This window comes from Candidatus Villigracilis saccharophilus, assembly GCF_016711665.1.
Genome location: NZ_JADJSO010000054.1, coordinates 33751 through 55530, shown reverse-complemented (window position 1 = coordinate 55530; position 21780 = coordinate 33751). Strand labels below are relative to the sequence as shown.

Below are 21780 nucleotides of genomic sequence, written 5' to 3'. Positions count from 1 at the left end.
GCATATAATCAATGCCGAATGGAATTAAATTCAAACAAGGATCCTTCATGACGGAAATCCAACATCATAAACAACAGGTTGTGGATGCCTGCCGCACATTGCTTGAACGCGGTTATCTCAAAGCTACGGAAGGGAATATCTCTGCCCGCATCAGTGGACAAAGCGCTTTTGCCGTGACACCATCCAATTATGACTACGCCAAAATGCAAGTGGATGATATTTGCATTCTCGATTTTGACATGCATCAAATCGAAGGAGAAATGAAACCATCCATTGAAAGCGGGATGCACGCGGCTGTCTATCAGACTCGTGCGGATGTGCACTGTATCATCCATACACATCAGCCCTATGCAAGCGCGCTGGCTTTGATCAATATGCCAATTCCCGCCTTGTTCGATGAACAGGTGCGCTATTTAGGCCGCAGTGTGGATATCATTTCTTATGCACCATCAGGCACTGGATTCCTAAAAAACGCAGTCAAGGCTAAGGTGAAGAATAATAACAATGCTTTTATTCTTCAAAACCATGGTGTCCTGGTCTTCGGCGGGACAATGGAGCAGGCCATTCATAATATGGCCTTGCTTGAAAAATGCGCCTTAACTTATTTACTCGCGCTCATGACCGAGAAGAAAATTTCAAAGATACCTTTGCCCATTCGCGAAATTGCATTTGCCAAACTGCGCGCCGACGAAAAGAAATTTGCTGAAATAAAGTAAGGGCGGATCGCGATCCGCCCCAACAGGTGAATAAAATGCGCCAACAATACGCCATCTCCGATTACCCCGACGTGGACGAAGTCTATGTCAAACTTGAGAATCTCATCAGCCAGCCGATCCGCCCTGTGCGGCGCGAGAAGATGGCAGAGTATCTTAATTATTTTGACACCAAGTGTGTGCGTTCCAAACAGTTGATCGACGAAGCCAAACAGATCATTCCCGGCGGCGTGCAGCACAATCTTGCTTTTAATTACCCTTTCCCAATTGCCGTTGAAAAAGCGGATGGCGCTTATCTTTGGGATACCGATGGTAACAAATATATAGACTTTCTTCAGGCAGGAGGACCGACCATCTTGGGCAGTAATTACGCGCCTGTGCGTGAAAAAGTGATCGAGATGTTGCAAACCTGTGGACCTGTCACGGGGCTGTTTCATGAATATGAATTAAAACTTGCACAGCTTGTTCAGCGCTTCATGCCTTCGATCGAAATGTTCCGCATGCTTGGGTCGGGAACAGAAGCTGTTATGGCGGCAATACGTGCGGCAAGGACATTTACGAAGAAGAGATATGTCATAAAAGTCGGCGGATCCTATCATGGCTGGAGTGACTCGATGGTGTACGGGTTACATATCCCGGGCACGGGGCGTTTGGAGGCCAAGGGGATTCCGCGCGGAACAAGCGCGTCAACCCGCGAGTTCTACCCAAATGCTCTCGGGGCGTTGAAGCGTCAGCTTTTTTTGAACAGGTTTCGGGGCGGTACAGCGGCGGTCATTCTTGAGCCCGTCGGACCCGAAAGCGGCACGCGTCCTGTTCCAAAAGATTTCAATCAAAAAGTCCGTGAGCTTTGCGATCAGTTCGGTGCCCTTTTGATCTTTGATGAAGTTGTCACTGGGTTTCGTTTGGGGCTGGGTGGGGCTCAAGGCTATTTCAATGTGAGGCCTGACCTGACCGTGTTTGGAAAATGTATCACGGGCGGATATCCCATGGCAGGAGGAGTCGGCGGGCGGCGTGATGTGATCGCGACTTTCGCGGCGGGCATTGGCGGCGTGGGCGAACGCGCGTATATTGGCGGCACACTTTCTGCGAATCCGCTTTCGTGTGTGGCGGGATATTACGCTTTGCTTGAAATGGAAAAGACAAACGCGGCGGTCATCGCCGGCAAAGCCGGCGACAGACTCACGAAAGGTTTGCAAGCCATCATTGAAAAATATTCACTGCCTTTTGTCGCATACAATCAAGGCTCGATCGTGCATCTTGAAACGGCTGGCACCATGCTGCTCGATCTCAAGCATCCACTGCGCCTGCTGAAAGAACTCAAACCGCGCAAGCACATGATGGAAGAGATGGGCGCGGCTTACATGGCAAATGGATTGGTAACACTCGCAGGTTCGCGTATGTATACTTCGATGGCTGATACCGATGAGGTGATCGATGATGCGTTGGATCGCTTTGAAACTGTTTTGAAGGAATGTCAATGAGTCATAAACTATTAATTCTTGCGCAGGATAAAAAGAAATATCATGCTTTGATCGAAGAGGCGCAGTTTGATGGACTGGAAATTGTTGATCAGCCCGCCGACGATGTGGACATCGTTTTGGGCGAGCCCAGTCTGATCAAAACTGCGCTCGCCTCTGTCCCTGCCTTGATCTGGGCACAGTCCATTTGGGCAGGGATCGAACCGTTGGTGGGTCCCGCTTCGCGCCGTGATTACATTCTAACGAATGCGCGCGGCGTCTTTGGCGAATTGATGTCCGAATATGTCATTGGTTATCTTCTCGCTCATGAACGAAAAATATTTCAAAGACACGAAGCTCAAATGAACAAACAATGGGAAGACTCGGATACAGGAACCCTGCGTGGAAAAACCATCGGCTTGTTGGGGGTCGGCTCGATCGGAGCCGAAGTCGCACTCACAGCAAAATTCTTCGGTATGAACGTCCGCGGATATACACGGGACAGCGAAATAAGTGCTCATGTCGATTCTTATTTTCACGGAGATGACCTGTTAAAATTTGCAAGCGGACTCGATTATCTCGTCAACATCCTACCCAATACCAAAGACACACGCAAGATCATCAACGCGGACTTGCTGCATGTCCTGCCTTCACATGCGCTTGTCATCAACGTCGGTCGCGGTCCCGCAGTGGATGAATCTGCATTGCTCGACGCGCTAAATCAGAACAAAATTGCTGGTGCGGTGTTAGATGTCTTTGAACAGGAACCGCTTCCTAAAGATCACCCATTTTGGACGACACCTAATTTGCTCATGACCTTTCACACTGCCGCACCAAGCCTGGCGGAAGACATAACCAATATATTCATTGAAAATTACGAACTACTCCTAGAAGACAAACCGCTTAAGTATCGAGTTGATTTTGAAAAAGGGTACTAATCTCGTCTTTGCGATGAGGGTGCTCTTTCCGATGAAGCAATGGCGTAGACATTACAAGGATCAATCATGACGACACAATATAAGATCTATCCCTATCGCTGGGCGGTGTTGGCGGTTTTCATGCTCGTGAACATTACCATCCAGATCCTGTGGATTTCCTACGCGCCGATCACAGGTCCATCTGCCGCTTTTTACGGCGTGAACGATTTACAGATCGGCTTGTTGTCCATGTCGTTTATGATCGCATTCATTCCGCTGTCCATCCCTGTTTCATGGGTGATTGATACCTATGGATTTCGGCTGGCGGTCAGCATTGGCGCGGTCATGATGGGCATCTTTGGTATCCTGCGCGGCATGGCTGGGACAAATTACACGCTGGTCTTGTGGAGCACCTTTGGCATTGCCGCCGCGCAGCCATTCTTGCTCAACACGTGGACAAAAGTCCCAGCGAATTGGTTCGCCCTCGAAGAACGCGCCACTGCGGTTGGGTTGGTAACACTGGCAAGTTTGGTCGGTACTGCGCTGGGCATGGTTCTGACTCCCATTCTCATGGAAAGCCTGGCGATTTCCACGATACAAATTTCTTATGGCAGTATCGCCGCTGTTTCAGCGGTCTTATTTATTATTTTCTCGCGCGAGACTCCGCCAACACCGCCTTGCCCGCCCGGGCAGGAAGTCCGCGCGTTGATGCTGGATGGTTTGAAGCATGCGCTTACCGTAAAAGTATTTTGGTTTGGATTGGCGATCACGTTTGTGGGGTTGGGTATCTTCAATGGGGTAACCACCTGGGTTGAGAATATCATCCGTCCGCGCGGCTTCAGTCCTACAGACGCAGGTACACTTGGCGCATTGATGATCGTTGGCGGCGTGATCGGAGCGGTTGTGATCCCTGCTCTGTCTGACAAGCAGCACAAGCGTCAGTTCTATCTTTATGTCGCGTTCATTGGCGCGATCCCCGGATTGATCGGATTAACATTCGCGACCACATCTGCGCTATTATTTGCTTCCGCTTTTGTGCTGGGATTTTTCCTGACGAGCGCCATGCCGGTCATTATGCAATATACTGCCGAGGTGACACATCCAACTCCCGAAGGCACATCGAATGGACTCATTCAACTCTTTGGGCAGGCTTCAGTAGTTTTCGTTTTCTTTATGGAAGCCTTGAAGAATTCTGACGGTTCGTTTACGCCTGCATTACTTGTTGCTGTTGGTTTTCTTGTTGTAAGTCTGGTATTTATTTCAAAGATGAAGGATCCGCTGGAACTGATCCAGAATAAATAAGGAGAGTCTATGGCAACTACACTAAATGACATCCTCAAAGCCGCAGAACGGATTCGACCCCATGCGCATCGTACTCCTGTAATTACAAATTCAAGTTTAAATCAACAAGTGGACGCGCAGGTATTTCTCAAGTGTGAAAATCTGCAGAAAGTAGGCGCTTTCAAATTCCGCGGTGCATGTAATGCGGTCTATTCCTTAAGTGATGAGGAAGCTGCGCACGGAGTCTGTACGCATTCATCGGGCAATCACGCGGCGGCGTTGGCGCTTGCGGCGCGTATGCGCGGGATTCCTGCCTATATTGTGATGCCGAACAATGCTCCTTCAGTGAAGAAAAATGCAGTGGCTGGCTACGGCGGCTTGATCACGTTTTGTGAGCCGACACTTCAGGCCAGAGAAAGCACATTGGAACAGATCAGGCATGATACGGGTGCGACCGTTGTCCATCCTTATAATGATGAGCGCGTGATCGCAGGTCAGGGCACGGCGGCTTTGGAACTGCTGCAGGATGTCCCCGATCTGGATGTGATCATTGCGCCAGTTGGCGGTGGCGGTTTATTAAGCGGCACCGCCATTGCGGCGACGGAAACTAGAAAGGGAATCCGTGTGATCGCAGGGGAGCCTGAAATGGCCGATGACGCTTTTCGTTCGATTGCTGCAGGCGAGATTATCCCGTCTGAGAATCCAAGAACGATCGCGGATGGATTGCTCACATCGCTTGGCTCATTGACCTTTCCCATTATTCAACAACGCGTTGAACAGATCGTAACCGTGAGCGAGGCTGGCATTATCGATTCGATGAAATATGTTTGGGAGCGCGCCAAGATCATCATCGAGCCATCTTCCGCTGTGGCGGTCGGTGTGCTTTGGGAACAGAAAATTGACCTGAGCGGACTCAAGATTGGTGTGATCATCAGTGGCGGCAACGTGGACCTGCAAAAATTACCCTGGCAATAAAAGGAACTTTATGAATCCGATTGAAACTATTTTGGAAAAATATCCCGTCGCAATTGTGGATGGCGCGCTTGCCACAGAGTTGGAGCAGCGCGGTTGTGACTTGAACGACGCGCTCTGGTCCGCCAAAGTTTTGATGGAACAGCCAGAACTGATCCACCAGGTGCATCTGGATTATTTCAACGCAGGGGCAGATTTTGCGATCACTGCCAGCTATCAAGCCACCGTTGAAGGGTTCGCCCGCAGAGGTCTTAACAGAGATGCTGCCCTTGACTTGATGAAAAAATCTGTGCAGATCGCACAAGCCGCGCGGGATGAATTTTGGTCTGACGAAAAAAATCGCACTGATAATCGGACGCGCCCGATGATCGCGGCCTCTGTTGGTCCATATGGCGCATTTCTTGCGGATGGCTCTGAATATCGCGGCGACTATGGGCTGAATGAGCAGGAATTGATCGACTTCCACCGTCCGCGTGTCGAAGCGCTCATCGCTTCAGGTGCCGACCTTTTAGCCTGTGAGACCATCCCATGTTTGATCGAGGCTCAGGCATTGGTCAAATTGCTGGGCGAATTTCCAAACACTTTTGCGTGGTTTTGCTTCAGTGCAAAAGATGATGAGCATATATGCAATGGCGAAAAAATATCAGATTGTGCGAAATGGCTGGATCAATTTCCACAGGCTGTGGCGATCGGAATCAATTGCACATCCCCCCTATATATCCCTTCACTGATCCGTGAAATTAAGAGAAATACGGATAAGCCTGTTATTGTTTATCCCAATTCTGGAGAAGTATATGACCCCATTGCCAACACCTGGCATGGAGAAACTTCTTGTGACGCATTTGGAAAACAATCAAAAGAGTGGTTTGAAAATGGAGCTGTCATTATCGGAGGATGCTGTCGCACAACCCCGGATCATATCCGCGAGATACGGAGTTGGGCGCGTGGGAAACATGGCGGGATATAACAGTGAATCGATCTATTAATTTAATGAAAATCCCCGCGGCTCTTTGCTGCGGGGATTTTTTCTTTAATTGGATCTATACGATCCTGGTTTTATTTAATAGAAATTGAATTTTTGGCTCAAGTTCATCAAGGTCAAATGGTTTTGTGAGGTAATCATCCGCGCCAAAGGAAGCGGCCTTGCTATTGCTATAATCCAGGGCTGTAATAATCAGGATCGGTGTGTGCTGATAAACTGGGTTTGCGCGGATCAATCCGCAAAGTCTGTACCCATCGGGCTGAGGCATCATCATGTCAAAAATAAAGAGGTTTGGTCGAACTTTGTCTGCAGCCTGAATAGCCTTTGAGCTGTCATTAATGGCCGTGACTTCATGCCCGGCAGAGGAAAGATATCTTTTTAATAAAGTTGTCACCTTTACATCATCATCTACGATTAATATTTTCGCCATTTGTTAGCTTCCATGCTATTTGGGATATTTATTGATGTAATCATACAATTAAAAATGGCGGATAACAAGGGAGATTTTTAAAATTCAACTGCTTATAGACAGTTCTCGACTTCCCCGTTTTGTCCGTGATTCGCCGGGTGTAAAATGGGCATGCAATGGAACTATTTTCTGTTTATATCGTCATTATCAAATAGTAGCTTAAGGAGAAAACGAATGAATACGGAACTTTTCACTTTTATTGTTGTCTTGACCATGCTTATAACTGCCTGTGTGCCCTTTCAATCTGCTCAGCCTGAAACAATACCGACAGTGGCAATGACCCAGTCAGGAGCAGTGGTCACGACGGGACAGGGGGGTGGTCCTGCAGTTGGCTTACCTCCTTCAACGACAAATAATGATGGCGCAACCCCAATATCGGTTGCTAACCTTCCTGCCAGTGGCGTCTCTCTATCAGATAACGGCAAGACTTTTACGATGCATATTGGCGAAAGGGTCCTGCTTAATCTTGGATCGGATGTTTACGAGTGGACAGTTGAAGTTGATTCTCAGGATGTGCTTCAGCGCGATATGGGTGTTACAGTGATCCAAGGCGCACAGGGAATTTACGTTGCGCAAGCTCCTGGTACGGTCACTCTGACTGCGAATGGGGATCCGTTATGTTTACAATCAAAACCGCCCTGCAAGATGCCGTCCATATCTTTTAGTATTATATTGATCGTTGAGTGATATGTGCTGACCTTGGATTGGCGAGGCTGACAAAAAAATAATGTTTTATGAAAACGACAAAAAATGGATGTGCCCTTTCGAGCACATCCATTTTTTTATTCTTACACGGAAATTATTTTGTTTTAATGGTAGGTCACCTGTACCGACACTGCATCAAGCGAGAAGGTGCGCGCCGATGAACCAGCGACATCGATGATGCGAATACGGAAGTTCGTGTTGGAAAGTTCGGTTGGAAGCCAGACATGCCCCCAAGTGTCAGCGGAGGTGCCGAGTGTGTATGTGGAATTCGTGGTGCTCAGGGTTGTGGTGGATTTGGCTGTCGTCCAGGTTGTTCCACCGTTCCATGACAATTGCACACAGAATTTTGGCGAACTGGTGGTGCTGTTCACCTTTCCAGTGAGTTTCACTTCAATGCCATTAATTGCAGTCGCGCCTGGCGTGCTGAAATTATAGTTATAGAATTGATGTTTGTCCTTACCGTTGTTTGTGCAGTTGGTATTGTTGTTTGTTCCACTGCTTGTGTCTACTGCAAACAAACCGTCAGCCAGGTATGCATTGATTGGCGTGGTCTGATAGCCATTGTTATCGCCAGCGCTGGTGGTTACAGCCGCATTCGCGCTTGGAGCCCGGAAGCCAGTATTGGTTACCGGCAATGGTGTATTGGTCGGTGTGGGCGGAATCGGAGTGTTGGTTGGAGGTAAGGGTGTGTTGGTTGGTCCAGGAGTGGGTGTGGGTCCAGGAGCAGCACAGTTAGCTAGTTTGAAGGAGCCAATGCGTGTGCGCCACGGGGCCGAACCAGTCGTCTGTACATACTCACTGGTAAACCAGAAGGTGCAGTCATCGACCGGGTCAACGGAAAGCATGGAGTAATCGCCCCAGCGTGCGGCTGTATGTGTCTGCGCGCCAGTACCTGCGATCAGTGTGCCTTCACCCTGAGTCATGCTGTTGAGCGGATCGGTAGCGAGGCGGCCTGTGTAGCGCAATGCTGGGAACATTGTCGAGCTGGAAGCTGAATAACCAAGTCCGATGTCGCCGGCGCTGTTCATTGCGACACTGCCCATCCAACGATGAGTGGCGTCCGGTGAGAAGGTGCTTTGTTGATTAATGCCCCAGCCTGTACCGCCTGTGTTGCGAAGTTCATACCAGCGGATCCCGGCTCGATCCGTACTGGTTGCATCCACAGTGTGGTTCAGCATGATCGTTTCGTAACCACCAAAATTGCGGTATTGAGCGCGGTACATGGCGCGGTCAGCGATCGCATCCAATTTGGCAGTCGTGCCCGATTGTGGAATACAAGCGCGCGCACCGTTACACATATTCGAGTCAAATGCGGCGGTGGCGAGTGCGGCTACTCGTGAGAATGTTGAATTAGCTGTATTCAACCAGTCAACATGGAATGCCCAAATTTGAACCTGGTCCTGCGGGAAGCCGCCGGCATTATCGTCAGGCTCAACAAAATAGTTCGGGGTTCCAGCGGCAGGCGCGGGACCGTCGAGATCGGTCGGGAGCATACCGCCCATGTTCGGGTCGGTGCTGTACAGGTTGAACTTGACCATGCGGGCGGGGAGACCTTGGAGCATCTTGTCTCGCTCGAATACGGCTACGCCCTGACCAGCCCAGGTCGCGGCATTCGCGAACTCATGCACTGCCATGTAGTAGCCGTCAGGCCAAACGCCGAAGTGGGGATAATCGTTCATATTGGTATTGCTCCACAGGAAGTCGTAGCGATACCATGCGCCGGTTGGATCACCGGTTTGAGAAACGGCGATGCACTGATGATACCCGGATGCGCCGCCGGGGACGGCAAATTGGCTCACCATCCAGCGGTCAGCAAGTTGATCGTAAAGTACGATCGGGTCGCCGTTGTTGGTGGTCTGACAGACGCCGCCGAATCCAGCCCATAATGTGTTGCCTGCCGCAGGTCCATAGAGAAGCGCGCCGGTCTTGCTGTAGATGGCGAAGCTAAGGTTGACCCACTGCATATAATGATTCGGACCAACGTCACCGTTGGTATCGGGCGGCAAAACACCGCTGATATTGGAAACGCCGTCAAAATTCGCGATAGTGACCGGCGCATTCGGAGAGATAGGGGCAGCCTGCAAAGCGGCATCCATTTCAAGCGGGGCGTTCAGGTTCATGGTGGTTCCGCGGCCGGGCAGGGTGAAGATTTTATTCATATCCGCGTCTTGCGCATTCTTCTCTGCTTCGATCGGGATGATGGAGCTTAATGGCGCAGAAACATCGTTCTTGATCCCTGTGACTGTTTCCTCTTGATCATCACTGCCTTTTCCGGAGGATTTATCCGAACCGCCTACGGTCACACCTTCACCGTTTGGCGCTAAGGGGGCAAACCTGGGGGTAGGCGCGGATGGCCTGCTGACAAATACGATTGCGGCGATTACGGCTGCAAGGCTTATGATCGCTGCGATTCCCTTTATGTGTTTCATCATCTCTCCTCTTGTTGAATTGATTTAGTTAAGTTGATCTCCAGGCCGTGGATCATCAACTCTATACACAAAGATGTAAGTTAATACTTGGGAATACAAAAATCCCCATTTTTTTGACAATGGGGAAACCGCGGGTTTTGCCACAGAAATATTCTGCAAGAATTTGGCATTGATGATTTTGTTGGATTGAACAAAATTTATTTTATAGTATGAGATTGATTTATAAGTAATGCGGGCAATATTATCATAATATCCCCAAAGGTCAATCTTTTCTGAGATGGAATTATTTTTGGGCAGGCATGCGGAAAACACAGTGACTAGAATTAATCGTAAAGATTGAATTACAAAAATTTAAAAAAATATCCCGCCATATGCTGTTTTACTCTGGAGTCGGACAGCTTGCTGTCCGAGTGGCTGAGCGAATTACGAAATGCCAAAAGAAAAAGCAAAAAGGCTAATTTCATGCAATTCTCATCCCGCGTTTCTTCGTTTGTCCATCAGCTTGCTGATGGACTCCAGAATCGTGATTTACAAAAATCATCCCACCATAAGCTGATCCACTGCGTCAGCCAACTCGCGCAAATTGCCGACCTTCAACACATCACTGCAAAGCGGCGCATACTTGTGCATGTCACTGTCACCGTGCCACATGACTGGAGGTTCAGGATTCAACCAAATGGTGCGTGTGGAGCGGCGGGACATGCGTGAGAAAATGTCGAGGCGTGGATCGTTATAGTTGTTGCGTCCATCGCCAACGATGATGAGAGTCGTCCCGCTGTTCAGTGTATCCATATAGTCATCATTGAAGTTGCTCAATGCGTAACCGAAGTCTGTGTTGTAATGTCCGCTGGGCATACGCCACAAAACGGATTGGATCGCTTCGTCTGCATTCGAGCCGCTGAAATCTTCGGAGATGGATTCAAGATGATCGATGAACGCGAAGGCGTGAGTCTTGCGGACTTGTCCTTGCAGAGCAAAAAGAAAACTCAACATCAACTCAGAACAAAAACGCATGGACGTGCTCACATCGCAGATCACTACGATCTTCGGTTTATGGATGCGATTGCGAAATTTAATCTCCATCGGCACGCCGTTAAATTTCAAACTCGCGCGGATGGTCGCTTTCGCGTCCATCTGTCCGCTCTTGGCGCGTTTCTGCCGCAGTGCGATGCGCGTGCGTAACGCGGCGGCGAGCTTTTTCACTTCGCGCTGTAAAAGTTGTTTATCAGAATCAGACAACGCCTCGAACGGACGGTTCATCAAGTTATCAATATTTTCGCCGCGCGGTTTCTCACTTAAGTTTTCGGCAATGCGCTCGCCCGCGAACTGCTCCATCTGTCCCTGCATCCCCTGCACATTTTGCTGGATCATGTTTCGGATTTGCTCGATGCGCTCGCGGTTCATGCCCATTTGCGCGAGCTGCTCCATCAATTCCTTCATCGCTTTTTGGACTTCGGGGAACGCCATCGCGCGCATCATGCGCTGGGTCATCCAGTTTTGATAATTGAGATTATCCGCCTGATTCAATCCGACCAATTGACCGAGCGCTTCAAGCTCCGCACGGGATAGTTGCTCGCCATTTATCAGCCTTTCCATGCGCTGACGGAGATTCTCCGCGAACTGCTTCAACGCCTCGGCCAGCATCTGAATCTCTTCAGGCGAGAGATCATCCATCGGATTGCCGCCCATCTCTGGCGGCTGGCCCGACCCGAAGAAGAGTGGAAATAATTTCTCGAAGGTGGGAATATCTTTTGCATCTTTTATCAGTGTGGCGCGCAAAGACAAACGGAATTGTTCGCGGTCTTGAATTCCCATTAAGTCAACAGCCGAAAATGCCTCTGCTGATTCCGCGAGTGACACGCGCACCCCGCTAGCGCGCAACGCTGCAATTAATTGTAGGATACGGGATTCCATGGTTTATTCATCCCGTAGGGGCGGATCGCCACGCGAAGCGGTCCCTACGCAATAATATTAATTTCCAGAAAACCTTCCAAACTCATCGTTGTTTCTTGGCTTTGGCTGTTGCGGTGGGGGAGCATTCAACTGTCGCTTTGCCTTTTGCAGATCGGCCTCATGTTTGAGCAAGACAGAAAGCGTATCTTCCAAAATATCTTTATCCAAATTGGACGCGTTCAATGCCACGAGCGCATTTGCCCAATCCAGTGTCTCGCTGATGGATGGGGATTTGCGCATGTCAGCTTTGCGAAGTTTTTGGACATACTCCACGGCTTGCTGTGCCAGTTTGGGATTCAAGTCTGGGACTTTCAATCTCACTACCGCGAGTTCTTCTTGTAAGTTTGGATAATCAATGAAGAGATACAAACAGCGCCGCTTCAACGCTTCGGATAATTCGCGTGTATTGTTCGAGGTCAGTACGACAAAAGGTTTGTGTATTGCAGTGAGAGTTCCCAACTCAGGCACGGACACTTGAAAGTCACTCAAGATTTCCAGCAGGAAGGCTTCGAACTCGGCATCCGCGCGGTCAATTTCATCGATCAATAAAACCGTTGGCTTTTCGCTAAGGATCGCTTTCAACAGCGGACGCTGCAATAAAAAGCGGTTTGAGAAAAAGACATCTTCTTCCTTTGCCAATTTGTCCGCCGCCTCTGCCAATGATTCCGCTTTGCCGAGGGTGTCATTTAACTTATCGCGCAGTAATTGGGTGTACAGCAACTGCTTGGAATATTCCCACTCGTACAACGCCTTGGACTCGTCCAACCCTTCATAGCATTGCAAGCGGATCAACTCGCGTCCGGTTGCGCCTGCGATGGCTTTTGCCAATTCTGTTTTTCCCACGCCTGCAGGACCTTCCGCTAGAAGCGGCTTGCCCAGTTTCTGTGAGAGATACACAATGGTCGCGATCTCATCTGAGGCAATATATTTTTGCCTGCCCAGCTCAGTTTTGACTGTGGTTGTACTATCAAAAAGATTTGTCATGGCTCACCTGTTAATGTTAAATCTCACTCGATAATCATCAGACGTGTTGGTGTAGCTGATTTCTTTCGTTATTATTCCTTTTCTGTCAGGTAGTGGAGCAGGATCAAGCCGAGGCCAAGAAAAAGCGGGACGAAGCCGCCCAGCATCCACGGTCCGAGGTGAAGCGGGTAGTTGTTGCCAGAGTCAAAGCCCAATGGATAGAGTCCGAGCGAGAGAGCGAATCCAAGCGCGGAAATGATAATCCCCCAACGCAGCAACCCTTTTTTGCCAGACTTACTTTCAGGTCGGGACAATCCCTTTTCGGCGAGGGCGATGGTTTCCTTGTAATTCATGTAACGCATGAAGGCGAGAAATCCGAAGATCATGGCGAGGACGCCGACAACACCGAGGCAGGGAATGAGATCGTTCATGAGAGGTCCTTTAGAAAAAGTCAGGGACTGGAGATTTCTCCAGTCCCTGTTATTTTACTTGATGGCGGTGATGTTGATGCCTCCGCTGTTGGTGTTGACGGTGAGTTGTTCACCTCCACTGTTGATGGCACCGACAATTTGATCTTCTTCCGAACTGGAGCTTTCAGTCAATGTGACCGTGATCGGAAGGTCGGAGCTGATCTGTCCAAAGTCGGTCTTGAGATCCACATTGAGTTTTGTATCTGTTGGCAGGGCAAGCTCGATATTGCCGAAATCTGATTTGACGTTGTGAGGTCCTGTGCCGAGTGAGCCGCTAAACTCGATGGTTCCGCTGTTGGTCTTGACATCCAGTGTGACGGACTTCGCGTTTGAGATTTCGATATTTCCAAAATCGGTGTAGGCTTTGAGTTTGCCTTTCGCGCCGTCGACGGTGATCGCGCCGCTGTTGGTGTGCAGGTCGTATGAGTCTGCCATGGCCTGCTTCAATTCGATCTCGCCAAAGTCGTTGTCCACTTTCAATTCCTTCGTGATGTTGACCTTGGTAATGCTGGTCTTTCCGCTGCTGGTTTCCAATGTGAGCGAAGCTGCAGAACCGTTTTCGTAGGTGGTATTCCCAAAATCCGATTTGATGAAGGCATCTCCTGAAGCGCGGACGTTGGTAAATGTCACAGCGCCGCTGTTCGATGTGACACTGACATCCCTGGCTTTGACCTGGGCTAGTGTGATCTCTCCGAAGTCAGAGTTGATCTTCACATCTTTGGTGCCCGCTTCCACTGCCTCGATGTTGATCTTACCGCCATTGCTTTGAACTTCCAGCTCACCTTCGATGTTCTTTGCTGTCACATCGCCAAAATCATTGGAGAGTTCCACAGCGCCCTGAACATCCTGCACGGCAACCGAACCAAATTTGGTATCGATACTCACAATAGTTTTAGTTGGGACGGTGACGATGAAGTCCACGGTGTTGATATTGTTGTTAAAGTTCATTGAATCCGGTAATTCATATTTAAGGGTGATGGTATTGCCATTCTGCTCGATGGCATATTTGATGGTCTTCACTTCCTCGTCTGCACGGGCTTGGGTAGAGTCGTAAGCGATCTTGACCACTTTGACTTGCACCGTGTCCACATCGCCGCCAGTGACGGTGACATCGCCTGCCTCATCAGCCACTATCAGGGTGAGTGGCTTTTCTGCGTCCACTTTGAGGGTCTTACTTTCCTCCACTTGTGAGGAAATGTTATTTCGATCAAAAGGACTATTGGTCGGGAAGCCGCCATTGATGGTGAAGAATGCCACCGCGCCAATGCCTAGGCATACCAACGCCAACGCTGCTACTAAAAGGGTGATCACAACGGGTCTTTTCATTTTCGTTCTCCTTGTTTACGAAGTGCCGCAAAAAGCGGTATCATGTTTCTCACTACGTTTGACAGGCGATTCGCGAAAAAGTTTCAAATTCGATTAACCACGAAGGTACACAAAGGAAAACCAGAGCTTTTATTCATCCTTCATCATTCATAATTCATTCTTGCTCTTCTGAAACTTTTCCCCACTTTCCCTGTCTAACCCTGTAGAGACTCCATGTCAGCTACTGAAACCACCCTCATCCAGCGCGCGCAAAAGGGAGATCATGATGCCTTTGCGGCGCTGGTTACCGAACATCAACGTTATGTTTTCAATCTTGCTTTGCGAGTCGTCAAGGATGAGAACGAAGCGCTCGACCTCGCGCAGGAGACCTTCGTACGCGCATGGACGGCGCTGCCAAATTTCAAAGGTCAATCCCAATTTCGCACATGGCTATATAGAATTGTCACCAACCTGTGTTACAACCGCCTGCCCAACTTGCGCCGCTCGCTCAACGACCTCGGCGACGATGTGATGGAAGACATTCCCGAAACCAATTTCGATAACCCCGCCCGCGAATTTGAATCAAATGAAACGAAGCAACAATTACAAGAAGCGATTTCTTCACTCGACTCAAATTATCAATTACTCATTACCCTTCGCTATCAAAACGAACTCTCCTACGACGAGATCGCCTCGACTCTTAATCTGCCGCTTGGTACTGTTAAAACAGGCATTTTCCGCGCGAAGGAACAACTCCGCAAATCACTTGCCCATCTGGAGGAATCATGGATAACCGCCTAGAACAAGACTCCCTCATCGAAGACGCTCTCCAAAATTACCCGCTCGCACCCATGCCGCGTGATATTACCGCCAGTGTAATGGCGCGCATCCAAACCACGTCCGCCCCGCGCCCATTCCAGGTCACATGGAATGATTTTGCCATTGCCCTCACCATCACTCTTTGCGTAGTCGCGCTATTCTTTACCGTGCAAAATCTCCCGCCAATCATGCTGACGAAGATCCGCATTCAAGGAATTCTTTTCTATCAGGATATTCTGGTCAATGCCCGCTGGCTTATTCCCGCTGTGTTGTTTGGTGCCGCCGCATTTTTCTCTGCGTTGACGATCCCATATTTTCAAAAGCAATTAACAAAATAAGAAAATCTCAAATCCTAATTTCAATGGGGGCTTTCCGCATTAGGCCACTCAAGGCTGTCAAATAAATCCTGTGCTATCATTGCGCTTCCGAAATGGGTGTATTTAGCAATTGTCAATTGTCCATTTTTATCTTCGTATAAACGGGATTTTCCATGCGCCTGAAAGCAGATCTAACTCTTCTAGTAGTTTCCATTATTTGGGGTTCGGCGTTTGTCGCGCAGCGAGTCGCGGGCCAAATGGGTAGTGTGTACCTGTTCAATGGAGCGCGTTATTTCCTGGCTGCGCTGGTTGTTTTGCCGCTTGCCTTGCGGGTCAAACGAAATGACAAGCCTTCCTGGACGATGTCTCGCGACCAATATAAATGGATGACCGTTGCAGGTTTTTTACTTTTTGTTGGAAGCGCGTTTCAGCAGGCGGGTATGGTGTATACGACCGCTGGGAATGCCGGTTCATTACCAGTTTGTATGTTGTGCTGGTTCCCATTGCCTTGTTCTTTGTTTGGGGCGAGAAACCGCATTGGATGTCCATTGCCGCGGTGGGGTTGGCGGGGTGGGGCATTTCTCCTTTCAACGGGCGGCAGGTTCGAGGTCAAGGCAGGCGATGCGCTTGAATTGGTTGGAGCATTATTCTGGACATTCCATGTCATTGTGCTTGGAAAATTCGCATCCAAGTTTGAAGCGATGTCATTTTCAGTTGGTCAACTTTTTGTGTGCGCGATCTTAAATTTAGGCGTGGGCATCTTTGCTGAACCAATGATGACGTTTAACTGGCCGCTTATGTTTGCGATCGCGTACACTGCCTTCTTCTCGCTTGGGTTATGTTACACACTTCAAGTGTGGGCACAGCGGCATACACCTCCTGCAGATGCCGCATTGATCTTAAGCCTTGAGTCCGTTTTTTCTGTGATCTCTGGCTGGTTGATCTTGAATGAAAAGCTCGTTTTAATTCAGATATTTGGCTGTGTATTAATTTTTATTGCGGTCGTGCTTTCGCAATTCAAGGAATGGAATTCAGGCGCAATCGACCACGATCATCTTGTTGAGGGAAGATAAAATTTATGCCTGAAGAAAGAAACCTGATCGAAGAATTGGATTTGTCGTTTCACCCGCTCACGCAAAAGTTGTGGCGTGATTTTGAAATGCTTTTCGGCTTACACGGCGCGTGTGGCGGATGCTGGTGTATGTTTTGGAAATTGCGCGGAAAAGATTACAGTGAGAACACAGGCGACTCTGCGCGGCAAATGCAAAAGTCAATCGTAGATTCGAAAACTGTGCCTGGGCTGCTGGCGTATTCCGAAGGCTATCCTGTTGGCTGGATTGCCGTGGAGCCTCGCAGTCATTATCCCAAGCTGGCACATTCCCGCGTGCTTAAGCCTGTTGATGATCAGGAAGTCTGGTCGATCACTTGTTTTTTTGTCGAGAAAAAACACCGCCGTAAAAATATCGCGGTTGAATTGCTGAAAGCCGCGATCGAGCATGTAAAAAAGAATGGCGGACAGATCGTCGAAGGCTATCCGGTTGATGTAAAAACGGCTCAGCCTGCACCTTTTGTCTTTACAGGCACGGCTTCCGCATTCAGGCAGGCAGGTTTTTTGGAAGTGGCTCGGAACTCGCCCTCCCGCCCAATATTTCGTTATACAATTCAATAATTGAGCACAACTTTTCATCCCCCGTCAAAATCATTAACGCCTCGTGATTATTTATTTATCGCGCTGGTTGTGATTTTGTTTTTTGCGGTTTCCACGGGATTGATATTTGCGAATCTTAACCTTAAGGGCGGTGGTGATTTCTTTGTCAATTGGGTTGCCGCTCGCGGATTTCTTTTTGAAAATTTCAAGTACGGCAAAACAAAAGTTCAGATCGAAAAAAAAATAACCGAGGAACTGCCGCAAAGAATTGATCCATATGGAGGAGAGATTCCTGCTCGTGTTCAACAAATGGTTTATGGGCACGCTGTGGGGACAGGTGATGAACCATATATTCTGGATACGCCTTTTCAGATTCTCTTGCTTTATTTTCCATTCGCCCTTTTTCCCGATCCTGTACTTGCCCGGGCTTTCTTTACTTTATTGATTCAATTGGGGTTGTTCATACTCGCCATCCTCAGCCTGCGCCTTACAGAATGGGATGCTCCTCCTTTTCTTGCCGTTTTGTTTGTCTTCTTTGCTGTGCTTAATTTTTATTCGATCGAAGCGGTTTATGAAGCCAGTCCTGTTTTGCTCCTTGGTCTTCTGTATGCAGGCATTTTATTTTTTCTTCACAATGAAATCGACGAACTTGCAGGCGCGTCGATTGCTGTCTCGCTGTATTATTGGGAAGTCGGAGCGCCGTTTCTCCTTCTCGTCTTTTTACGCATCTATTGGCAAAGGCGGACGCGCGTATGGGCTGGGTTTTTTATGGCAAGTTCCATCCTGTTCTTTATTTCATTCCTTTTGTACCCCGGCTGGATCATCCCCTTCCTGCGCGCAACGGTCAATGCCCTGCGTACTGATTTTGGATTTAATGTTCACTCAACCTTTTTTTCTTTCTGGCAAGTACAAGGTCAGTATCTTGCATGGATGTTCACCACTGTACTTATCATTCTATTTGGCTTCGAAATAAGTCTTGTGCGCTATGGAGATGACCGCCGTTTTTACTGGACCGCCTGCCTTGCACTTGCTGTTGCCCCATTGCTGGGTTTTCGTACCGAAATGGAGCATCTCGCTGTGCTTATTATTCCGCTTGCGCTCGTCTTCGCCATTGTCCACGACCGCTGGCGTCGAATTGGAAGTTGGTTATCTTTCTCTCTTATACTGGCCTCGTTTTCTATTCCATGGGGCGTTAATTATTTTCTCCTCGAGCAATTTGGGGTAATGACACAGGAAATAATTTTTCTTTTCCTCCCACTTTTTACCCTTGTCGGTTTATACTGGATTCGTTGGTGGGCGATCCGTCCTCCACGCCTCTTGAGCGATCTTGTTAATCAGTCATGACTTTCCGAAATTATTTTTTTCTGTTTTTTCTCGGCCTTGCCATTCCGTTTGGGATTGCGCAATTTCAACCAAATCCTGGTTATCTTGATTCTGATTACTATTTTGCCGGCGGAATTCAACTCGCGATGGGCAGGGGGTTCACGGAGCCTTACCTATGGAATTATCTTGATGGAGTAAATTCGCTTCCTCACCCGTCTCACAGTTATTGGATGCCGTTGGCTTCGATCGTGTCTGCTATGGGAATGTGGCTGACTGGGGAGATTACATACCCATCTGCCCGCTCCTTCTTTTTTATAATTGCAGCGCTTGTTCCGCCAGTCACTGCGGGGCTGGCTTATTCCTTTTCCAGGAAACGTGAACTTGCCATCGCATCGGGATTGCTTGCGGTGTTTTCTGTTTACAATGCGCCTTTTGTGGCAGTGACAGACAATTTTGGTCTCTTTATGCTCTTTGGCGGATTGTATTTCATTGTCGCAACAAAACTAATCGAAGACTCGCCCCGCGCACGTTACTGGATTATTCTTGGCTTGCTCGCTGGCCTGATGACATTATCTCGCAGCGATGGCCTTCTATGGCTTGCGCTCGCTTTTCTTTTTACGATTTGGCGAGCTAAAGAACCCTCAACACGTAAATTACAATTTATTACTCGTAACTCGTTTCTCGCTCTCCTTGGTTTTCTACTGATTATGTCTCCCTGGTATCTTCGCAACTTGAATATCTTCGGCACGCTCATGGCTCCAGGTGGAAGCCGGGCTCTCTGGCTTGGTAGTTACGATCAGACATTTATCTATCCGCCGTCATTGCTCAATTTCGATTCCTTTCTTGCGCTTGGTTGGAAGGAAATCATGTTGGACCGTTTGGCGGCATTGGGATCAAATATATTAAGCGCATTCGCTGCTCATGGTGGGATATTATTATTTCCCTTCATCATTGCCGGGGTAATTTCATTTCGAAAAGATGAGCTTGTCAGGCTCGCTGGACTTGCATTCTCAATTCTTTTTTTTGTGATGACGTTCATCTTTCCGTTTGCGGGTTCACGCGGTGCATTCTTTCATGCCGGCGCGGCATTACAGCCGATGTGGTGGACGCTCACACCGCTCGGGCTTGAGGCGATTCTCGCGTCCCTAAGAAAACGCGGCTGGGGCAATGACCAGGCCCGGGTGATATTCCGAAGCGCATTGATCATGATCGCAATGATCCTCACTGTCTATGTCGTTTACCTGCGCTTGTTCGATCTCGGCTGGAAGGAAAATTTGGAGAATTATTCAGAGGTTGAACAATTTCTAGTGAAGAACGGCATTGAGTCAACTGACATCGTCATTGTTCGAAACGCGCCGGGCTATTATCTTCAAACCAATCGCTCCGCAGTCTCATTTCCTTATGGCGGTGAGCAGTCCATTCTCGACGTGTCGAAACAATTTGGCGCATATTACCTCGTGGTAGAACCGGAGGCCAGGCGTGAGCCTATTGATAATTCATATCAAGATGCGAATGGAATTTTGCGGTTTGTTTATTTAGGTGATGTGGATGACACACGAATCTACAAAATTAAAATCAAATAAAATATCGCGGCGTGATTTGCTGGTCATTGCCGGCGCGGTGATTTTTATTTCTCTCATTTATTTGCTTGCGAGTTATTTTATTAATACAATTGGATTCCCGCTGGATGATTCCTGGATCCATCAAACATATGCGCGTAATTTAGCCTTACGCGGAGAATGGGCTTTTCGTCCCGGTTTGCCATCCGCCGGCTCAACTTCGCCGCTTTGGTCTGCCCTGCTTGCGATCGGCTTTTTATTGCACCTTTCTCCCTACCTCTGGACTTATTTCCTTGGCGGATTGTCGCTCTTTATGTTGGCAGTTCTTGGGGAATGGGCTGTTCGCAAACTTGTTAATTCCTATGACCCTCGTTTCCCCTGGATTGGAATATTTTTTGCTTTTGAATGGCATCTTGCTTGGGCTGGAATGTCTGGTATGGAAACCTTGCTGCATGGGTTGATCGTCACGACCGTTCTGGTTTTTTTGATGACAAATACGTCTCGTTATCTGCCTCTCGGCCTGCTGACTGGATTGGCGGTTTGGGTCCGCCCCGATGGTTTGACTCTGCTCGGTCCCGTGCTGATGACGATCATGCTCAATGAGCATGGTACAAAAGCACGCCTTGCATCAATAACAAAATTTATAATAGGTTTTGGTTCCCTTTTTGTATTTTATTTGCTCTTCAATCTTGCAGTCGGCGGTACGCCCATGCCGAACACATTTTACGCAAAACAAGCGGAGTATGTTGATTGGCAAATGATTCCATTTCCAGAGCGGCTTGGTCAAATGTTGTTGCAGTTATTGGTCGGGCCAAGTCTTGTATTGTTTCCTGGTGTTCTCGGTTGGTTGACAAAATCCATTAAGCAAAGGATGTGGGGAAGTTTTGCCGCGATGATATGGTGTGCGGGATACCTTGGGCTTTACATTTCGCGCCTTCCGCTCTATCAACATGGACGATATATCATGCCTGCCATGCCGATTTTCTTTTTGTTTGGCCTGCTTGCGTTTGCTGAGTTTGATGCGGGGAAAATGTTTGCTCGATACCACTGGGTGGCTCAAACGACATGGCGCTCAAGTATGGTAATGCTGGTCATTGGTTTTATTTTTCTGGGAGCCAGGTCTTACGCGGAGGATGTCGGTGTGATCGAAGGCGAAATGGTGGCCACTGCGAAATGGATTGCAGAAAAATTACCTGGCGATGCACTGATTGCCGCGCATGATATCGGCGCGCTTGGCTATTTTGATTATCACGAGTTGGTGGACCTTGCTGGGTTGATTTCTCCTGATGTCATTCCCTTTATGCGCGATGAGCAACAGATTGCTGTTTATCTCAACCAGCATGGAGTGGATTATTTGGTCGCATTCCCCGAGTTTTATCCGATCCTAACTGGAAACGCAGAGATTGTGTTTTCGACCAATAATCCGATTCCTCTTGCTCTTGGACATAAAAATATGATTGTTTATCGGTGGAAATCTCCATAATAGGTTAAAATAAGA

20 protein-coding genes are annotated in these 21780 nt (G+C 48.5%); 14 read left to right on the top strand and 6 right to left on the bottom strand.

Annotated features, from left to right (window positions below):
- The first annotated feature begins 47 nt into the window (after nt 1–47).
- From IPL17_RS17250 to mmuM, 6 genes are all read left to right on the top strand, one after another.
- Nucleotides 48–716, top strand: a complete 669-nt coding sequence (locus IPL17_RS17250) for a class II aldolase/adducin family protein (protein WP_345308325.1) — start codon at nt 48–50, stop codon at nt 714–716.
- A 35-nt stretch (nt 717–751) separates the two neighbouring features.
- Nucleotides 752–2194 carry an aminotransferase class III-fold pyridoxal phosphate-dependent enzyme gene (locus IPL17_RS17245; protein WP_345308324.1) on the top strand — a complete coding sequence of 481 codons (1443 nt, stop codon included), beginning with the start codon at nt 752–754 and terminating at the stop codon, nt 2192–2194.
- Nucleotides 2191–3108: a D-2-hydroxyacid dehydrogenase gene (locus tag IPL17_RS17240; RefSeq protein WP_345308323.1), complete on the top strand. Its 918-nt coding sequence runs from the start codon at nt 2191–2193 to the stop codon at nt 3106–3108. The genes IPL17_RS17245 and IPL17_RS17240 overlap by 4 nt, the downstream gene beginning before the upstream one ends.
- A gap of 66 nt (nt 3109–3174) precedes the next feature.
- Nucleotides 3175–4389: an MFS transporter gene (locus IPL17_RS17235; protein WP_345308322.1), complete on the top strand. Its 1215-nt coding sequence runs from the start codon at nt 3175–3177 to the stop codon at nt 4387–4389.
- Nucleotides 4390–4398: 9 nt separating this feature from the next.
- Entirely contained in the window at nt 4399–5343 is a 945-nt protein-coding gene (locus IPL17_RS17230; RefSeq protein WP_345308321.1) for a pyridoxal-phosphate dependent enzyme, read from the top strand.
- 10 nt (nt 5344–5353) lie between these two features.
- Nucleotides 5354–6307, top strand: a complete 954-nt coding sequence (mmuM, locus tag IPL17_RS17225) for a homocysteine S-methyltransferase (protein ID WP_345308320.1) — start codon at nt 5354–5356, stop codon at nt 6305–6307.
- 73 nt (nt 6308–6380) lie between these two features.
- Here mmuM and IPL17_RS17220 read toward each other — a convergent pair whose 3' ends face one another.
- On the bottom strand, nt 6381–6752 hold the full coding sequence (locus tag IPL17_RS17220; protein WP_345308319.1) for a response regulator transcription factor: 372 nt from the start codon (nt 6750–6752) through the stop codon (nt 6381–6383).
- Between the two features lie 213 nt (nt 6753–6965).
- On the opposite strand from IPL17_RS17220, the gene IPL17_RS17215 reads away from it, so the two are divergent.
- Nucleotides 6966–7478, top strand: coding sequence for a hypothetical protein (locus tag IPL17_RS17215; RefSeq protein ID WP_345308318.1), 513 nt, complete (start codon nt 6966–6968; stop codon nt 7476–7478).
- 122 nt (nt 7479–7600) lie between these two features.
- On the opposite strand, the gene IPL17_RS17210 is transcribed toward IPL17_RS17215, so the two are convergent.
- The 5 genes from IPL17_RS17210 to IPL17_RS17190 form a co-directional block, all read right to left on the bottom strand.
- Nucleotides 7601–9925 (bottom strand): hypothetical protein, encoded by a 2325-nt coding sequence (locus IPL17_RS17210; RefSeq protein ID WP_345308317.1) that lies wholly within the window; start codon nt 9923–9925, stop codon nt 7601–7603.
- A gap of 537 nt (nt 9926–10462) precedes the next feature.
- Entirely contained in the window at nt 10463–11839 is a 1377-nt protein-coding gene (locus IPL17_RS17205; RefSeq protein ID WP_345308316.1) for a VWA domain-containing protein, read from the bottom strand.
- Nucleotides 11840–11896: 57 nt separating this feature from the next.
- The gene (locus IPL17_RS17200; protein ID WP_345308315.1) at nt 11897–12862 is read right to left on the bottom strand and encodes a MoxR family ATPase; all 966 of its coding nucleotides are present in this window, start codon (nt 12860–12862) and stop codon (nt 11897–11899) included.
- 71 nt (nt 12863–12933) lie between these two features.
- Nucleotides 12934–13272 carry a DUF6249 domain-containing protein gene (locus IPL17_RS17195; RefSeq protein ID WP_345308314.1) on the bottom strand — a complete coding sequence of 113 codons (339 nt, stop codon included), beginning with the start codon at nt 13270–13272 and terminating at the stop codon, nt 12934–12936.
- A 54-nt stretch (nt 13273–13326) separates the two neighbouring features.
- A complete protein-coding gene (locus tag IPL17_RS17190; protein ID WP_345308313.1) occupies nt 13327–14637 on the bottom strand; it encodes a DUF4097 family beta strand repeat-containing protein in 1311 nt (436 codons plus the stop codon).
- Between the two features lie 213 nt (nt 14638–14850).
- Here IPL17_RS17190 and IPL17_RS17185 point away from each other — a divergent pair, with 213 nt between their 5' ends.
- From IPL17_RS17185 to IPL17_RS17155, 7 genes are all read left to right on the top strand, one after another.
- The gene (locus IPL17_RS17185; protein WP_345308312.1) at nt 14851–15417 is read left to right on the top strand and encodes a sigma-70 family RNA polymerase sigma factor; all 567 of its coding nucleotides are present in this window, start codon (nt 14851–14853) and stop codon (nt 15415–15417) included.
- Nucleotides 15402–15773, top strand: a complete 372-nt coding sequence (locus IPL17_RS17180; RefSeq protein WP_345308311.1) for a hypothetical protein — start codon at nt 15402–15404, stop codon at nt 15771–15773. Before IPL17_RS17185 ends, IPL17_RS17180 begins: the two co-directional genes overlap by 16 nt.
- Before the next feature lie 152 nt (nt 15774–15925).
- Nucleotides 15926–16825 carry a DMT family transporter gene (locus tag IPL17_RS17175; RefSeq protein WP_345308310.1) on the top strand — a complete coding sequence of 300 codons (900 nt, stop codon included), beginning with the start codon at nt 15926–15928 and terminating at the stop codon, nt 16823–16825.
- A 5-nt stretch (nt 16826–16830) separates the two neighbouring features.
- Nucleotides 16831–17421 (top strand): GNAT family N-acetyltransferase, encoded by a 591-nt coding sequence (locus IPL17_RS17170; RefSeq protein ID WP_345308309.1) that lies wholly within the window; start codon nt 16831–16833, stop codon nt 17419–17421.
- Nucleotides 17422–18744 (top strand): hypothetical protein, encoded by a 1323-nt coding sequence (locus IPL17_RS17165; RefSeq protein ID WP_345308308.1) that lies wholly within the window; start codon nt 17422–17424, stop codon nt 18742–18744.
- The gene (locus IPL17_RS17160; protein WP_345308307.1) at nt 18741–20306 is read left to right on the top strand and encodes a hypothetical protein; all 1566 of its coding nucleotides are present in this window, start codon (nt 18741–18743) and stop codon (nt 20304–20306) included. Before IPL17_RS17165 ends, IPL17_RS17160 begins: the two co-directional genes overlap by 4 nt.
- Entirely contained in the window at nt 20272–21765 is a 1494-nt protein-coding gene (locus tag IPL17_RS17155) for a hypothetical protein (RefSeq protein WP_345308306.1), read from the top strand. Before IPL17_RS17160 ends, IPL17_RS17155 begins: the two co-directional genes overlap by 35 nt.
- Nucleotides 21766–21780: the final 15 nt, after the last annotated feature.